The organism is Streptomyces sp. NPDC111744 (genome assembly GCF_055634995.1).
In genome coordinates, this window is record NZ_JBVKCG010000004.1 from 498,735 (window position 1) to 513,228 (window position 14,494).

Consider the following 14,494-nt stretch of genomic DNA (forward strand, 5'->3'; position numbering starts at 1 on the left):
CATCCCATGCCCTACCTCGGAAGTACGGTGCATCTGCGCGCCCTGGCGGCCGGCGCCCTGCGCCCCGAGCCGGCGCCGCCCACGGCCCAGGCCGAGCGCGTCGCGATCGTCTCGGCGAGCATCGGCGCCGGCCACGACGGCGCCGCCGCCGAACTGGCCCGACGGCTCACGGCCCACGGCATCGTCGTCGACCGGTTCGACCTGCTGGACCTGCTGCCCGCCCGGCTGGGACGGCTCGTCCGGGACGGATACCACCGCATGCTCGTCCGGGCCCCCTGGGCCTACCAGCGGGTCTACCGCAGCACCGAACGCGCCGGTGGCGGCGGGCCGTTGGCGAGGGCGCTGCTGCGCACCGCGGAGGAGCGCATGCTGCGGGCGCTGCATCCCGGCACCGGCGCGGTCGTCTCCACCTACCCGGGAGCCAGCCGTGTCCTGGGCAGCCTGCGGCTGAGGGGACGGCTGGCGGCGCCCGTCCTCACGTATCTCACCGACTTCTCCGTGCACCCGCTGTGGGTGGCGGACGGTGTCGACGTGCACCTCGCCGCGCACGCCGTGCCCGCCGCCCAGGCGCAAGCCGCCGGGGCGCGGGACGTCCGGGTGTGCGGTCCGGTGGTGAATCCGCGGTTCCGTCCCGGCGGCGCGCGGGAGCGCGAGGCGGCCCGGGCCCGCTTCGGGCTGCCGGCCGACGCCCCGCTGGCCCTGCTGGTCGCCGGTTCCTGGGGCGTCGGACCGGTCCGTCAGGTCGCCCTGGAACTGCGCGAGTGCGGCGTAGCCGTCCCGGTCGTCGTCTGCGGCCGCAACGAGGAGCTGGCCGCACAGCTGCGCGCGGACGGCATCGAGCACGCCTACGGCTGGGTCGACGACATGCCCGCGCTGATGCACGCCGCCGACGTCCTGGTCCAGAACGCGGGCGGGCTGAGTTCCCTGGAGGCGTTCGCCGTCGGGCTGCCCGTCGCGAGCTACCGGTGCATACCGGGCCACGGGCTGACGAACGCCGCCGCTCTGGACGAGGCCGGCGCGGCGGTCTGGATCCGTGACCCGGACCAGCTCAAGGACGTACTGCGCGACCTGATCGACGGCCCGCTGGGCCTGCGTCGGCGCACGGCCGGTCTCGCACTCTTCGCCGACGAGCCCGAGGGCGGCCCCGCCGCGGAGATAGCGCGCGTCCACCGCCTGGGGCTGCCGCCCCTGCCTCCGCGACCGTCGGCACGTCGGCGCAGGGCCGCCGCCCGCCGGCTCGCCGCCACCGTGGTCGTGGCCTGCGGACTGTGGGCCTGCGCCGTCGGCACGGGGATCGCCGCCGCGTACGACGGTTCAGGCGTGATCCATGCCATCGGGCACGGCCTCGACCTGGTCGACGACCACCCCGACCACGCCGGCTCGGAAGGCCACCACTCGTGACCGCCGGCCGCCTGCTGCGCACCGCCGCCCTCGCCGCTGTGCCCGCCCTCGTGGCCGCCCACGCCGCGCCCGTGGTCTCCACCTTCGGCCCGTTGCGCAACCGCGCCATGCCGCGCCTGGCGGGCCGGGGCCGCCCGGACCACATCGCCCTCACCTTCGACGACGGACCCGACCCGCTGTCCACCCCGCACTTCCTGCGCCTGCTGGCCGAGCACCGGGTCCGGGCGACGTTCTTCCTGCTTGGCAGCGAGGCGCGCCGCTCGCCCGGCCTGGTCCGCGAGATCGCCGCGGCGGGACACGAGATCGGCGTCCACGGCTGGCGGCACCGCCCGTTGCTGCTGCGCGGCCCGCGCGCCACGTACGACGACTTCGCCCGCGCCCGCGACACCGTCGCCGACATCACGGGAAGCATGCCCACGCTCTTCCGGCCCCCGTACGGCGTGATGTCCACCGCCGCCCATCTGGCCGCCCGCCGCCTCGGTCTCACGCCGGTGCTGTGGACCTGCTGGGGCGAGGACTGGACCGCCCGCGCCACACCGGAGTCCGTCCACCGCACGGTGGAGGCCGGCCTGGACGGCGGCGGCACCATCCTGCTCCACGACTCCGACTGCACCTCCGCCCCAGGCGCCTGGCGCTCGGCCCTGGGTGCCCTGCCCCTCATCCTCGACACCTGCGGGGAACGGGGCTACGAGGTCGGCCGGTTGTACGACCATGGCCGGCCCCAGGCGGCCTGACGCACTGGCGGGTCCGCGGCGGGACCACGTCGGTCAGGGAGTGACCTCGCCCTGGGCGACCTCGACCTTGTGATGGAAGTCGACGACGCCGGCCGTTCCGGCGGCGACGGACAGGAGCGTGCAGACCACGAGGAGGAACGCGGTGGTGCGGGTGGCTCGCGGGCGTTTCCCGGCGGGGCCGAGGAGGGCGGCGACGCGTTGCGAGACCGGGCCCGTCGTCGCTGCGGGCGCGAAGTTCGGCCGAGTGGTGGGGAAGGCGTGGCCGGCCAGGGCGGCACGTGCGATGGCGGTGGCGATCAGACGCCGGTCCCCGACGGCGGTGGCGGCGGCCTCGTCGGCGTCCCGCTCGGCGGCGAGCCGGATGATCTCGCGCACTCGGCGCAGGGCCGGGTGGCAGTGGGCGGTGAGTTCGGCGATCGCCAGGAAGTAGTGGTGGCCGGCCCGGTTGTGGGCCCGTTCATGGGCGAAGAGGGCCTCGCGTTCGGCAGCTCCCAGGCTGCGCAGCATCGCGGTGGTGACGACGATGCGGTGGGGTCGTCCGGGCAGGGCGTAGGCGTCAGGGTGGGGCGAGTCGACGACGCAGAGGTCACCGGCGGCCGGTCGGCGGTCGGCCTGGGTCCGGGCGGTGCGGAAGGCGCGGGTCTGCCGGAAGGCCGACCGCACGAGGGTCAGGACGCTGAGGGCGAGCACTCCGGTGGCCGCTGTCGCCGCGGGAACGACGACGTAGTCGGAGGGGGTGCGCAGGGGGTGGATGAGCTGGCCGAGGGCGGCGAGGGCGGGGAGCTTGAGCAGTCCGGTGAGGACCAGTGCTCCGAGGGCGGCGACGCAGGCTCCCGCCAGCGCCAGGGCCGAGACGGCCAGGACCCACAGCGCGGTGGTGGGGGAGAGACGGTCGAGAGTCCGGCGGGCCAGCGCCGGCGCGAGGAAGGGCAGGACCAGCGGTACGAACAGCACGGCGGTCATCGCTCGTCACCGTCCAGGAGCTGGCGCAGGACCTGCTCGTCGCCCGGGTTGAGCTGGGCGACGAAGCGGGCGAGGACCGTCTCCCGGTCGGCGTCCCGGTCGAGTTCGGTGTGCATCCGCCGAGCGGTCAGGCCGGGAGCGTCCTGGACCGGGAGGTAGGCGAAGCCGCGCCCCTGCCGCTCACGGCTGACGACGCCCTTCTCGTGCAGACGGGTCAGGATCGTCGCCACCGTCGTGCGTGCCAGACCGGTGCCGAGTTCGGTCTGCACCCGCCCGGGCGTGAGCGGGGCCCCGGCGGCCCACAGTGCGGCCATGACGGCCGCTTCGAGCTCGCCGGCCGGCCGCCTCTCGTCGCTCGTGTCGGTCACGGGAACGTCCCTCACTCCACGATCGTCTACAGTTGAGTAGACCGTCTACTGGATTGTAGTCACTTGCCTGGTGCCTCCGTCGTGGCGCATCCGGCTGTCCGGGCGAACGATGAAGGGACCCTCGACGATGACCACAGCCATGCACCTATCGTCGCAGCTCGCTGTCAATGTGCTGGATGCGCGCTCGCTGCTGGCCGCCTTCGGCGTGCTGGGCGTGGGTGTGGTGCTGTTCGCTGAGACCGGGCTGCTGATCGGTTTCTTCCTGCCGGGCGACTCACTGCTCTTCACGGCGGGCCTGCTGTGCACCGGCACCGCCGACCGCGGCCTGAAGCTGTCGCTCGGCCCGCTCCTGATCGCCGCCGCGGTGGGGGCGCTGGCGGGCTCGCAGTGCGGATATATCCTGGGCCGCAGAGCGGGCGGCGCCCTGCTCGACCGTAGCCGCTCGGCCCGCCTGCACGAGGGGGCGAAGCGCGCGGAGGAGCTGCTGGAGCGCTACGGGTACGCGAAGGCGATCGTGCTGGCCCGCTTCGTTCCGGTGGTGCGCACGGTCCTGAACCCGATGGCGGGCGCCCTGCGGGTGCCGGTACGGACCTTCACTGTCTGGCAGGTGGTCGGCGGCCTGGCGTGGAGCCTGGGTCTCACGCTGGCGGGCTACGCGCTGGGCTCTTCCGTACCGAACGTGGACCGGTATCTGCTGCCGATGGTCGCGGTGATCGTGGCCCTGTCCCTGATTCCGCTCGCCTCCGAGGTGTACCGCTCGCGGCGGGAGGCGAAGGCGAAGGAGGCCCAAGGATGATCCTCGCCTTCGGCGGGTCGTCCATCGACGGCTCGGCCTATACCGACGTGGTCCGCCTCGCCCAGCACGCACCCGCCTGGCTGAACGACGCCGTGTCGGCGTGGTCGACGTACGGGCTCGCTGTGTTCGCGGTGCTCATGGTCGTCGGCTGGTGGAGTGCGCGGCGGGTGGACGCCACCGCGTCGGTGACGGCGCTCGCGGTGCCATTCGTCGTTGTGGTGGCCTACGGAATCGATGCGGTGCTGAAGCTGCTCGTGCACGAGAACCGGCCCTGCCAAAGCCTGAGGGTGACTGTCCTGGAGGCTTGTCCGGCGCGCGGCGACTGGTCCTTCCCCAGTAACCACACGGCCATCGCCGCCGCGGCGGCCGTCGCCCTGCTGTTCGTCGTCCGCCGCCTCGGCGCGGTCGCCGTGGTGGCCGCCGGTGCGATGGCGGCTTCTCGGGTCTGGGTGGGTGTGCACTACCCCCACGACGTGGTGGCGGGAGCCATGGTGGGCGCGCTCACCGTGATGGCCGCCATGCCCCTCGTACGCAGGTGGGCGGGGCCCCTGGCCGTGCGGCTCACGGCTACCCGTCTGCGCCCGCTGCTGGCGACGTCATGAAGCGCGGCGACGCCGCCGAACTGGCCGGGAGCTGCGGCCTCGGCGCATGGATCGCGTTCGGCCTGCTGGCCGCGGCCGTGAGGGGCCACGACGGCAGACCGCTGTTCGCGGACCACGACCTGCTCACATGGTCCGTCGCCCACCGGCCGGACGTGGCGGTGGCGTTCGCCCGCGGGCTGACCGTCACCGGGACGGGTGTCGTCCCGTACGCACTGGCAGTGCTCGCCGGAATCATCGCGGGACGGACCCTCCGGCAGCGTGCGCTCGCCGTCGCGCTCTGCCTGGCCTGCCTCGGAGCCGGGCAGGCACTGCGATACGGGGTGATGACACTCGTTTCCCGGCCACGGCCACCCCACGCGGACTGGGCCACCCATGCCTCGGGATGGGCGTTCCCGTCCGGACACACCACCACATCGGCCCTCACAGCCGGACTGCTGATCATCGCGGTCTGCGTGCGCGGCCCGCGCGGCAGGACCCCGCTCGCCCTGGTCATCGGCTGTTGGGGCGTGCTGGTCGGGCTGACCCGTATCTACCTCGGGGTGCACTGGTTCACCGACGTGGTCGGCGGCTGGCTGTTCGCCCTCGGCTGGCTGGGAGTCTGTCTGGGCGCCGTGACCCGCTGGCCGCCCGGGCGTTGGACGCCGAACGCCACGCGGACAGACAAGGTGCGCGGAGCGGAGGAGCCGACGGAAGGAGCGGGCGGCCGGCCGGACACCACACGCGGACCGAGGGAGGACCATGCGGCAGACGATCCTGGTCGTCGAGGACGATCACGCCCTGCGTGACGTGCTGGTGCGCGGGCTGCGCGACGAGGACTTCGACACCGTCCCCGCGCCGGACGGCGCCACCGCCCTGCGGCTGGCCACCCCCGGCGTCTCCGCCGCCGTACTCGACATCGGGCTGCCCGACGCGGACGGGCGCGACGTGTGCCAGGCGATGCGCGCCAACGGGTTCCTCGCTCCCGTCATCTTCCTGACCGCCCACCACCGGATCGCCGACCGGCTGTCCGGGTTCTCGGCCGGAGGCGACGACTATCTGCCCAAGCCGTTCCATCTCGCCGAACTCGCGGCCCGCCTGCGGGCAGCTCTCAAACGGGCCGCGCCGCCGCCGGTCGCCACAGCGGGCGACCTGGTCCTGGACGCCGTACGGCACACGGTCGGTGTACGGGACACCCGGGTCGATCTGACCCCGACCGAGTTCCGTCTGCTGGCCGCGCTCATGGCCGCTCCCGGCACCGTCGTGCGCCGCCGCGAACTGGTCCGGGCGGGCTGGCCCGAAGGGGCTCAGGTCCACGACAACACCCTCGACCAGTACCTGACCAGGCTGCGCCGCAAACTGCGGGAGGCGGGCAGCGACCGGACGATCGGCACGGCCCGCGGCATCGGCCACCGCCTGTCGTGAGCGAGGTCCGCCACCGGCCGCGGGCCGCCGCAACCGCCCTCCTGCACCGTCTGGCGCCCCGCACGCTGCGCGGCCGGCTCTCACTCGTGGCCCTGGTCACGGCCACGCTGTTGATGCTGGTCCTCACCGTCGCCTTCAATGCCGTGGCCCAGCACCGCCTCCAGCACCAGGCGGACGACGAACTGCGCACCCGCGCCGCCGCCGTCGCGACGACCGTCGACACCAGCGGCACGACCGTACGCGTCCTGGAGACCTCCCACGACGACCTTCTCGACACCAACGTGTGGATCTACGCCGGCCGCCGCCTGCTCGAGGCACCGCCGACCGCCGGGGCCCTGACCCGCGTCGCCGACACGCTCGCCGGGCACGGCGGCCGACGGTGCGTCACCGTCGACGTGCGTGGCCCCCTCCGGCTGTGTTCCCAGCCGGTGCCCGGAGCCAGGGGCGAGGCCACGGTGGTCGCCGCGCTGGACCTCTCCCCCTACCGGAGCTCGGCCGACACCCTGCTGCTGGGATCGCTCGTCCTGGACGCCGTCATGCTCGCCTGCACCTACGCCCTGACGCGGCTGGCGGTCGGCCGCGCGCTGCGCCCCGTCCGTACGATGACCGACCAGGCCACCCAGTGGAGCGCCGTCGCCTCCGAGGAGCGCTTCGGCAGCATGCGCCACCCCGCCGAACTCGCCCGTCTAGGTACGTCGTTGGACGCCATCCTGGACCGTATCCGCACCCTGCTGCGCCACGAGCGGCAGCTCACCGGGGAACTCTCGCACGAGCTGCGCACACCGCTGAGCCGGATCATCGCCGAACTCGACTGGTGGCAGGGCCGCCCCCGCACAGCCGAACAGACCCACGCCACCCACCAGGTCATCGCGGATGCCGCCGAGTCCATGCGCACCATCTGCGACACGCTCCTGGAGGACGCCCGCAACGGCACACTCACAGCTCCCGGCACCGTGGAGGTCCTGCCCACGCTGCGCCGCCTCACCGAAGCCCTGGACGTGCCGGACCACGTGACGCTCACCACCGACGGCCCTCCCCTGGTGGCCGGAGTCCCGCCCGCCCTCCTGGAACGCATCGTCAGCCCGCTCCTCGCCAACGCCTGCCGCTACGCACACACCAGCGTCGCCGTCCGTTCCTACTCCGCGCCCGACGGCGTACGCGTCGACGTCATCGACGACGGACCCGGCGTACCGCCCTCGTTCGCCGGACAGCTCTTCGAGCCCGGTCGACGTGCGGATCCCGGCGACGGGCACGGCGGGGCGGGCCTGGGGCTGCCGCTGGCGCGACGTCTGGCTCGCTCCGCCGGAGGCGACGTGGCGGCCGACCCCGGGCACGCGCCCGGGGCACGGTTCGTGGTCAGCCTGCCTGCCGGGTGACGACGACCCGCTCGGCGGTCTGCCGTATCACCCGATGGTGTCGTGCTGGACGTCCTTGCGGGAGAGGGCCAGATAGCCGACGAAGCCGAGAATGGCCACCGTCCAGGACAGCGTGACCGGCCCCAGGCCGAGGGCGAGCCCGCCCCGGCTCCGGCCGAGCGCCATCCAGTCGGCGACGGAGGCGCCGAGCGGGCGGGTGATGACGTAGGCGGCCCAGAAGGCGGCTACCGCGTTCAGGCTGCCCCAGCGGTGCGCGATGGCGGGAACGGCGATCGCAAGGCCGTACACAACGGCGGAACCCAGATAGCCGAGGCCGATCGTGGCGGTCAGATCCCCCGCGGCGGTGCCCAGCGCGAACGTGGCCAGGACGGTCGCCCAGTAGAAGGTCTCCCGGCGCCGGGTGTGGATGCTGTGGATGGACAGCGTGCCTTCGCTGCGGTACCAGAGGACGAAGACGACGGCCAGCGCGGCCATGAAGAACGGCGTCGAGAGCGTGTAGGGCACCCCGAGGCCGACGTGCAGGACATCGGCGGCCATCGTGCCGAACACGCTGACCATGACGATCGCCGTCCAGTAGACCCAGGCCACGTACCGCCTGACGGCGAACTGCACCGCCAGGGCCGCCACCAGGGCGACGCCACCGAGTCCGACGGCAGGAATGGGGCCGATCGCATGGGCCAGGAAGTCGGAGGCCGTCTCTCCCATACCGGTCGTCAGCACCTTGATGATCCAGAAGTAGACGGTCACCTCCGGCACCTTGCTCGCCGCGTGACGGATGTGGCCCGCGGGCCGGTTGTGCGTGAGGTGATCAGTCGTCATGGCAAGGACGATGGCATGACGCCCAGGAGGTACCCCAGACCTCTTTGCCAGAGTTTTGTGGCTTCTGGGGTTGGAGTTGCCCGAGGTCTCTCCGAACCTGAACACAACCTGAACGTAGTGGCGGATGCGCTGGTCAGCGGCGTACGGGCGGTGGTAATGGCTCTCCCGGTGTACGTCGGGGGTCACTCCGGGTCGTGCACTCGTTCGAGTACCTCCCTGGGTGCCGGCTCAGCGCTGAACGCGCGCACGGCCCGGCGGCTGTCCACGGCTTCGTACACATCCACGTCTTCTCGTCCTCTCGTCCGACGACAGCCATTTCCTTACCTGCTTCAGCGCAAGAAGGCAGTGGTCTGGACCAGCGTTTCCGGCCGGGTCGGTTGGGGACTCGGGCGGGGTGAGGAGACGGGGGAGACGACGGGCAGGGGCGACCGACCGGACCGGGACGGCCCGGGGCAGAGAGAAGATGAGATGCCGTGACCACGGAAGCAGTCATGAAGACGGGCAGTGTCCGCCGACCCGAGACGGGGTGGGCGAAGGCGCGTCGCCTGCGCGGGCAGGGGATACGCACCTGGGTGCGTGCGACGATCGATGGCGAGGCGGGTCAGACGCGGGGCGGGGACGACTGGAACGTCGTACGGGGTGAGGACTGAGCCGCCGTCACCCCGGACGCGCCTCACCCGCCCTCGTGTGGGGTGCGGCGGTGTCATGGGCACGGCCACCTCCGCCGCACTGTGCCAGATCGGGGGCAAGCCGTGGTGCGATGTGGCCTCGGGGAGGTGAGGGTCATGTCCGGTGACGACCTGTTGGGCGGTGGGACGCCGAGGACGATACGGACGTCGAGCGTGCCCGCGTCGCTCACGAACTCGTCGCCGCGGTGCGGGGACGGTCACCGGTGGAGGTCCCTGAACGGCCGTTACCCGCCACCCGCTGCACCTCTTCCGGCACCTGGTCCACGCCTGCCAGAGCCTGCTCGCGATGGCCGAGGCCCGGGGCAGTCCAGGCGGTCCCGGTGGGTCTGCACGAGCCCCCTGGGCGTCCTCACCCTGCTGCGCCGGTACGCGGGACGCCCGTCCGAGGACGACGTGCATCTCGCGCAGGCCCTCGCGGACTCCGGTCGCCCGTCGCGCCCGGGCCCCTCTCGTCAGGAGCTCATCCGGACGGGCTGCCCTCGTCGGCGCGGAGCGCTCTCACCGCGGCGGCCAGCTGGGTCTGCAGAGCGTCGGGCAGTGAGTCGCCCTGCAATGCCGCCAGGACTTCCTCGGCGATGTGGTGCAGCTTGGTGTTCGTGTTCTGGGAGACCGTCACCAGCACGGCCAACGCGTCCTCGGCGGTGAGGGAGAACGTCGCCATCAGAACGCCCGTGGCCTGGTCGATGGCCGGTCGCGTACGCATGGCCCGCCGCAGGTGAGCGACCTCTGCCAGAAGGTCCTCCGCACCCAGGGCGTCCTCGATCTCGTCGTCGCTCAGGGCGTCCTCCGTCTCCCCGCTCCGGGCGTCCTTCGCCGCCCAGGTACCCGCCAACAACGGCCATGTTCCTGTCTTGATCAAGAGGTTCGTCACAGCGGGGCCAGCCGCTCCCACGCTGAGGGTCTTGCCTTGCCCGGCCGCGTGCCGCCGCGCGGCCAGCAGCACGTTCAGCCCGGAACAGTCACAGAACCCGACTCCGCCCAGGTCCAGTTCCACGTGGTCACGGCACTGGTTCACGGCGCCCTCCAGCGCGGACTTCAGCGCTGGCTCGCCGGCGATGTCCAGCTCGCCGCGGATCACGACGGTGACGGTGCCGTCGTGCGACCACGTGCGAATTTCGGGTTCGTATGGCATGGCGACCGCCAGGGTCCCGGCTGCCTTCACACCTGCGGCGCCGGCACTGTGCGGGATCCGTCGCTGCTGCATGGCTGCCTCCACACGACGGTACAAGCTCTCCACAAGGTTGACCCACCGACCAATTACACGTCAAGAGATACCGGAAAGGTATTTCAGTGTTTGGAATGCGCGAACAACACGTCTAGTCTGGGAGCATGGCGCAAGTAGCTGAGGCACCGGAGCCACACATCGGCTGGACGTTTCTCACCAACCATGCCCGCGTGCTGGTCGCCATCGCGGAGAACCATTCCACCCGCATCCGCGATATCGCGGCACGCTGCCGGCTCACCGAACGGGCGGTCCAGAAGATCATCACCGACCTGGAGTCCGACGGGTACCTGACCCACACCCGCGACGGCCGGAGCAACATTTACCGCATCCAGCCGGACACCAGTCTCCGTCACCCGGCGGAAGGCGGCCTCCCCGTCGCCGAACTGCTCTCCTTCCTCCTCCGGCACGACCACGAGTGCGACAAACGTCGGGTATGAGCCTGCCCGTCGCGACGGTGCGGCAGGAGCCGGTGTCGGCACACCTTCAGGACAGGTGCGGGGCCTCGGACAGGCGGGCGGACGCTTCGAGAAGCAGTGCGTGGACGAAAGCCTGGGGCAGGTTGCCGCGCAGCTGGCGCTGGGCGATGTCGAACTCCTCGGCATACAGGCCGGACGCGCCGCAGGCTCCGCGGTTGCGTTCGAACCAGCGGTGCGCGGCGACCGTATGACCCTGCTGGTGTTCGGCCAGGGCCATCACGAAGCCGCACAGCAGGAACGCTCCCTCGGCCTGTTCCAGGGGCCTGTCGTCGTGGCGGAAACGGTAGACGAAGTGGTCCTGTGCCAGCTCACGCCGGCACTCGGCGAGGGTGGCCCGGGTGCGGACGTCGTCGGCGGGCAGGGCGCCGCGCACGGCCGGAAGCAGTAGCGCGGCGTCCACCTTCGGGTCGTCGGGTGCGCGCTGCCAGCGGCCGTCGGGGTGCAGGCAGGTGGCCGTGGTCGCGGTCAGCAGGGTGTCGGCGAGTCGGTCGCAGGTGCCGGCGAGCGGGCGGTGCGGTGCCGCGTCGGCCAGGGCGCGAAGCCCGGCTACGCAGGTGAGCCGACTGTGGGTCCAGCGCCGGGCGCCCAACTCCCAGATACCCGCGTCCGGTTGGCGCCATCGTTCGCCGACGGCCCGCACGGCGAGGTCGGCGGCCTTCCAGGCGTCGGCGTTCAGCCGGCCGTGCCGTTCCGCGGCGGCGAACAGCAGCAGTGCCTCGCCGAAGCAGTCCAGCTGGAACTGGTCACGCACCCGGTTGCCGATCCGGTCGAAGCCCCCGGGATAGCCGGGCAGGTTCAGTTCGCACTGGCCGGGTACGGCCGTGCCGTGCACGGTGTAGGCAGGGGCGAGGTCCGGGCCGTCCGCGTGCAGCCGCTCGGTGACGAAACGGACGGCGGCGTCCAGCAGTTCGGGTGCCCCGGCGGCCGCCGCGGCCTGCCCGGTGAAGCTCTGGTCGCGGATCCACACGTACCGGTAGTCGTAGTTGCGGCCCTCCTCGGCCCGTTCGGGCAGGCTGGTGGTGGCCGCGGCGACCATGCCGCCGCCGCGGGCGGTCAGCCCGCGCAGCACGGCGTAGGCGCGTCTGGCGTCGGTGACGGCGATGGTCTGCCGCAGCGGGGGCACCGCCCGCCGCCACGCGTCCTCGGTGGCGGCCCATGCCTGCGGGGCGCGCGGGAGCGCGTGCGGCAGCGGCGAGTCGGAGCACTCCAGGACCAGGTCGCGGCCCTCGCCGGGCTCCAGCCGCAGATCGGCGACCAGGCCGTCAGGGCCGGCGGTCGCGGACGGGAGGCCCTGCCAGCGCAGCCGATGTCGGCCGGTGTTCAGGTGCCAGACGCCGTCATCACGGTGCACGGAGTCCAGCGCGGCGCGGCCGTAGTCGGCGTGCGGGTCCAGTACGACCCGCACCTGGGCGGGCCCGTCCACGGCGGCCAGCTGCCGCAGCAGGACCAGGCGGCCCTCCTCGCCGGGGAAGGCGAGGGCGTCGCGGCACTCCACGACGCCCTCGTTGGTGGTCCAGCGGTTGCGCCAGATCAGGGTGCCTTCCTCGTAGTAGCCACCGGGGACGTGACGGCCGTGCGGGGTCACGGCGTAGACGCCCCGGCCGCCGACGAGGGAGGCGAAGACGGCGTCGTCGTGCCAGGCCGGAGTGCAGAGCCAGCCGATGGCGCCGTCCGGTCCGATCAGCGCGCCGCGCTCCCCGTCGGCCAGCAGCGCGTAGTCGTGCAGCGGGTGCGGCGGGAAGGTCGTGCTGCTCATTGGTGTGTGCCTCCTGCCTCAGCCCACCAGGTACGGTCGCGCGCGCTCGGCGTTCAGGGTCAGGCCCAGCCCCGGCGCTCCGTCCGCGCCGGGGGCGATGGTGCCGTCGGCGGGGTCCAGGACGCCGTCGAAGAGGAGGCGTTCGATGCGGACGTGGTCGTGGAACCACTCCAGGTGGCGCAGGTTGGGCACTGCCGCGGCCACATGGGCGTGGGCGTGCGGGGCGCAGTGGCCCGAGATCTCGATGCCACGGGCCTGGGCGAGGGCGGCCGTACGCAGCCAGACGGTGATGCCGCCGCACCGGGTGACGTCGGCCTGCAGGCAGTCCACCGCGCCCGCGGCGAGCATGTGCTCGAAGTAGGGGAGGGTGTAGCCGTACTCGCCCGCCGTGACGTCCATGGTGACCAGACCGCGGACGGTCGCGAGGGTGCTGAGGTGGTCGGAGGAGACCGGTTCCTCGAACCAGGTCACACCCTCGTCGGCGAGTGAACGGGCGACGCGGACGGCCTGTTTGGCGCCGTAGGCGCCGTTGGCGTCGACATACAGTTCGGGCCGGTCGCCGATGCTGGCCCGCGCCCGGGCGACCCGCTGCCGGTCCCGCTCCTCGCACCGGCCCCATGACTCCCCGATCTTGATCTTGACGCGGGGGATGCCGTCCTCCTCGGTCCAGCCGCGCAGTTGCCGGTCCTGGCGTTCGGCGTCGTACGTGGTGAAGCCGCCGCTGCCGTAGACCGGCACATCGTCGTGTGCCGCGCCCAGCAGGCGGACGAGCGGGACGTCGAGCAGACGTGCCTTCATGTCCCACAGGGCGATGTCCACGGCGGCGATCGCCTGCGCGGCCACGCCGGGCAGTCCCGCGTTGCGCACCGCCCGGTGCATGGCCTCGCTGATCCGCGGCACGTCGAATGCCGCGCTGCCCACGACCACGCCGGCGAGCAGGTCGTCGACGACACGCGCGGCGGCCGCGGGCGCGTAGGTGTAGCCGAGCCCGGTGACTCCGCCGCAGCGGACGGTGGCCAGGACGAGCGTGGTGCTGTCCCAGGCGAGGGTGCCGTCCGCCTCGGGCGCGTCGGTGGGCACGGTGAAGACGGCGCTGTCCACCCGCTCCACGACCGGGGTGTCAGTCATTGTCGTCTCCCTGTGCGGGCTGCGGGACCTCCGTTCGAAGTCGCCCCGTCCCGTTCGGTGCGGACCCGAGGCGCGCTTCGAGTGCCCTCGGCGACGGTGGGCCAATCCTGGGCCGGCTCAATCCACCGGATGTCCAGGAGTGATGTCCAGGCATTCATGGAGCCGCAGCGCCCGGCCGCCGGTCCGCTCGCCCCACTGCACGGGTGCCACGACGAACCCGACGTGATCCCCGCCCTCGACCTGCCGCTCGACCGTGCCGACGAACCAGGCCGCCGCGTCCTCCAGGACGACCGCGCCGCCGTATCCCCGCGTCCACGGCACGCGCGCGAACTTGTCGACCTGCTCGCCGCACTCCCCGCCGAACAGGGCGGCCAGTTCGTGCTGCTCAGGGGTCAGCAGATGAACGGCGAGACGGCCCGCGGCGTTGGCGAGCCCGTAGGTGTGGTTGGACGTGGAGAGCCACACCATGAACCGCACCGGCCGGATGGAACACTGCGAGAAGAAGCCCACCAGGCACCCCGACCGCTCCTCGCCCGCCGCGGCCGTGACCACACACATCTCGGGATCCAGCCGGCCCACGAACCCCTCGACGTCGGCCACGTGCCCTCACTCCCGTCCTGTCCGTCCCACCGGTACCAGTTCAGCACATGAACCCGGCCACCGAGGGGCGACGCTGTTCCCTCTAGTTACGTCTGCGGCCACGGGGTACTCGTGAGCCGCTGCCGGAACCTTCCCGCGCAGCGGCGCCCGTTCTGCGACC

General features: G+C 72.6%; 16 protein-coding genes and 1 pseudogene. 9 read left to right on the forward strand and 8 right to left on the reverse strand.

All coding sequences use genetic code 11. From position 1 onward, the window contains the following. Nucleotides 1-6 precede the first annotated feature (6 nt). On the forward strand, nt 7-1,401 hold the full coding sequence (locus ACZ7OO_RS12520) for a glycosyltransferase (RefSeq protein ID WP_471504156.1): 1,395 nt from the start codon (nt 7-9) through the stop codon (nt 1,399-1,401). Beyond that, nucleotides 1,398-2,135 (forward strand): polysaccharide deacetylase family protein, encoded by a 738-nt coding sequence (locus ACZ7OO_RS12525; RefSeq protein ID WP_471504158.1) that lies wholly within the window; start codon nt 1,398-1,400, stop codon nt 2,133-2,135. Before ACZ7OO_RS12520 ends, ACZ7OO_RS12525 begins: the two co-directional genes overlap by 4 nt. 33 nt (nt 2,136-2,168) lie before the next feature. On the opposite strand, the gene ACZ7OO_RS12530 is transcribed toward ACZ7OO_RS12525, so the two are convergent. Both ACZ7OO_RS12530 and ACZ7OO_RS12535 read right to left on the reverse strand, forming a co-directional pair. Continuing rightward, entirely contained in the window at nt 2,169-3,098 is a 930-nt protein-coding gene (locus ACZ7OO_RS12530) for a M48 family metalloprotease (protein WP_471504159.1), read from the reverse strand. After that, nucleotides 3,095-3,466: a BlaI/MecI/CopY family transcriptional regulator gene (locus ACZ7OO_RS12535; protein WP_471504161.1), complete on the reverse strand. Its 372-nt coding sequence runs from the start codon at nt 3,464-3,466 to the stop codon at nt 3,095-3,097. The genes ACZ7OO_RS12530 and ACZ7OO_RS12535 overlap by 4 nt, the downstream gene beginning before the upstream one ends. Before the next feature lie 109 nt (nt 3,467-3,575). Between ACZ7OO_RS12535 and ACZ7OO_RS12540 the strand changes: the two genes are divergently transcribed. From ACZ7OO_RS12540 to ACZ7OO_RS12560, 5 genes are read left to right on the forward strand one after another with little or no spacing between them, the layout of a single operon-like run. Then, nucleotides 3,576-4,262 carry a DedA family protein gene (locus ACZ7OO_RS12540; protein ID WP_471504162.1) on the forward strand — a complete coding sequence of 229 codons (687 nt, stop codon included), beginning with the start codon at nt 3,576-3,578 and terminating at the stop codon, nt 4,260-4,262. Continuing rightward, complete coding sequence (locus ACZ7OO_RS12545; RefSeq protein WP_471504164.1) at nt 4,259-4,864, forward strand: phosphatase PAP2 family protein; 606 nt, start codon at nt 4,259-4,261, stop codon at nt 4,862-4,864. Before ACZ7OO_RS12540 ends, ACZ7OO_RS12545 begins: the two co-directional genes overlap by 4 nt. Further along, nucleotides 4,861-5,649, forward strand: coding sequence for a phosphatase PAP2 family protein (locus ACZ7OO_RS12550; protein WP_471504166.1), 789 nt, complete (start codon nt 4,861-4,863; stop codon nt 5,647-5,649). Before ACZ7OO_RS12545 ends, ACZ7OO_RS12550 begins: the two co-directional genes overlap by 4 nt. Beyond that, nucleotides 5,603-6,265, forward strand: a complete 663-nt coding sequence (locus ACZ7OO_RS12555; RefSeq protein WP_471504168.1) for a response regulator transcription factor — start codon at nt 5,603-5,605, stop codon at nt 6,263-6,265. Before ACZ7OO_RS12550 ends, ACZ7OO_RS12555 begins: the two co-directional genes overlap by 47 nt. Next, nucleotides 6,262-7,641, forward strand: coding sequence for a sensor histidine kinase (locus tag ACZ7OO_RS12560; protein WP_471504170.1), 1,380 nt, complete (start codon nt 6,262-6,264; stop codon nt 7,639-7,641). Before ACZ7OO_RS12555 ends, ACZ7OO_RS12560 begins: the two co-directional genes overlap by 4 nt. A 27-nt stretch (nt 7,642-7,668) precedes the next feature. Here the strand turns inward: ACZ7OO_RS12560 and ACZ7OO_RS12565 are convergent, their stop codons facing one another. Both ACZ7OO_RS12565 and ACZ7OO_RS12570 read right to left on the reverse strand, forming a co-directional pair. Continuing rightward, nucleotides 7,669-8,460 (reverse strand): COG4705 family protein, encoded by a 792-nt coding sequence (locus ACZ7OO_RS12565; protein ID WP_471504172.1) that lies wholly within the window; start codon nt 8,458-8,460, stop codon nt 7,669-7,671. Between the two features lie 197 nt (nt 8,461-8,657). After that, nucleotides 8,658-8,744, reverse strand: a pseudogene (locus ACZ7OO_RS12570) (nitroreductase); the annotation flags it as partial. Between the two features lie 189 nt (nt 8,745-8,933). Between ACZ7OO_RS12570 and ACZ7OO_RS12575 the strand changes: the two are divergent. Then, nucleotides 8,934-9,110: a hypothetical protein gene (locus tag ACZ7OO_RS12575; protein ID WP_471504174.1), complete on the forward strand. Its 177-nt coding sequence runs from the start codon at nt 8,934-8,936 to the stop codon at nt 9,108-9,110. Nucleotides 9,111-9,609: 499 nt separating this feature from the next. Here ACZ7OO_RS12575 and ACZ7OO_RS12580 read toward each other — a convergent pair whose 3' ends face one another. Beyond that, a complete protein-coding gene (locus ACZ7OO_RS12580; RefSeq protein WP_471504176.1) occupies nt 9,610-10,353 on the reverse strand; it encodes an ANTAR domain-containing protein in 744 nt (247 codons plus the stop codon). A gap of 125 nt (nt 10,354-10,478) precedes the next feature. Between ACZ7OO_RS12580 and ACZ7OO_RS12585 the strand changes: the two genes are divergently transcribed. After that, nucleotides 10,479-10,811, forward strand: a complete 333-nt coding sequence (locus ACZ7OO_RS12585; protein WP_471504178.1) for a helix-turn-helix transcriptional regulator — start codon at nt 10,479-10,481, stop codon at nt 10,809-10,811. A 46-nt stretch (nt 10,812-10,857) separates the two neighbouring features. On the opposite strand, the gene ACZ7OO_RS12590 is transcribed toward ACZ7OO_RS12585, so the two are convergent. The 3 genes from ACZ7OO_RS12590 to ACZ7OO_RS12600 form a co-directional block, all read right to left on the reverse strand. Further along, nucleotides 10,858-12,606, reverse strand: coding sequence for a glycoside hydrolase family 15 protein (locus ACZ7OO_RS12590; protein ID WP_471504180.1), 1,749 nt, complete (start codon nt 12,604-12,606; stop codon nt 10,858-10,860). A gap of 18 nt (nt 12,607-12,624) precedes the next feature. Further along, nucleotides 12,625-13,734: an enolase C-terminal domain-like protein gene (locus ACZ7OO_RS12595; RefSeq protein ID WP_471504182.1), complete on the reverse strand. Its 1,110-nt coding sequence runs from the start codon at nt 13,732-13,734 to the stop codon at nt 12,625-12,627. Nucleotides 13,735-13,851: 117 nt separating this feature from the next. Continuing rightward, nucleotides 13,852-14,334 (reverse strand): flavin reductase family protein, encoded by a 483-nt coding sequence (locus ACZ7OO_RS12600; protein ID WP_471504184.1) that lies wholly within the window; start codon nt 14,332-14,334, stop codon nt 13,852-13,854. Nucleotides 14,335-14,494: the final 160 nt, after the last annotated feature.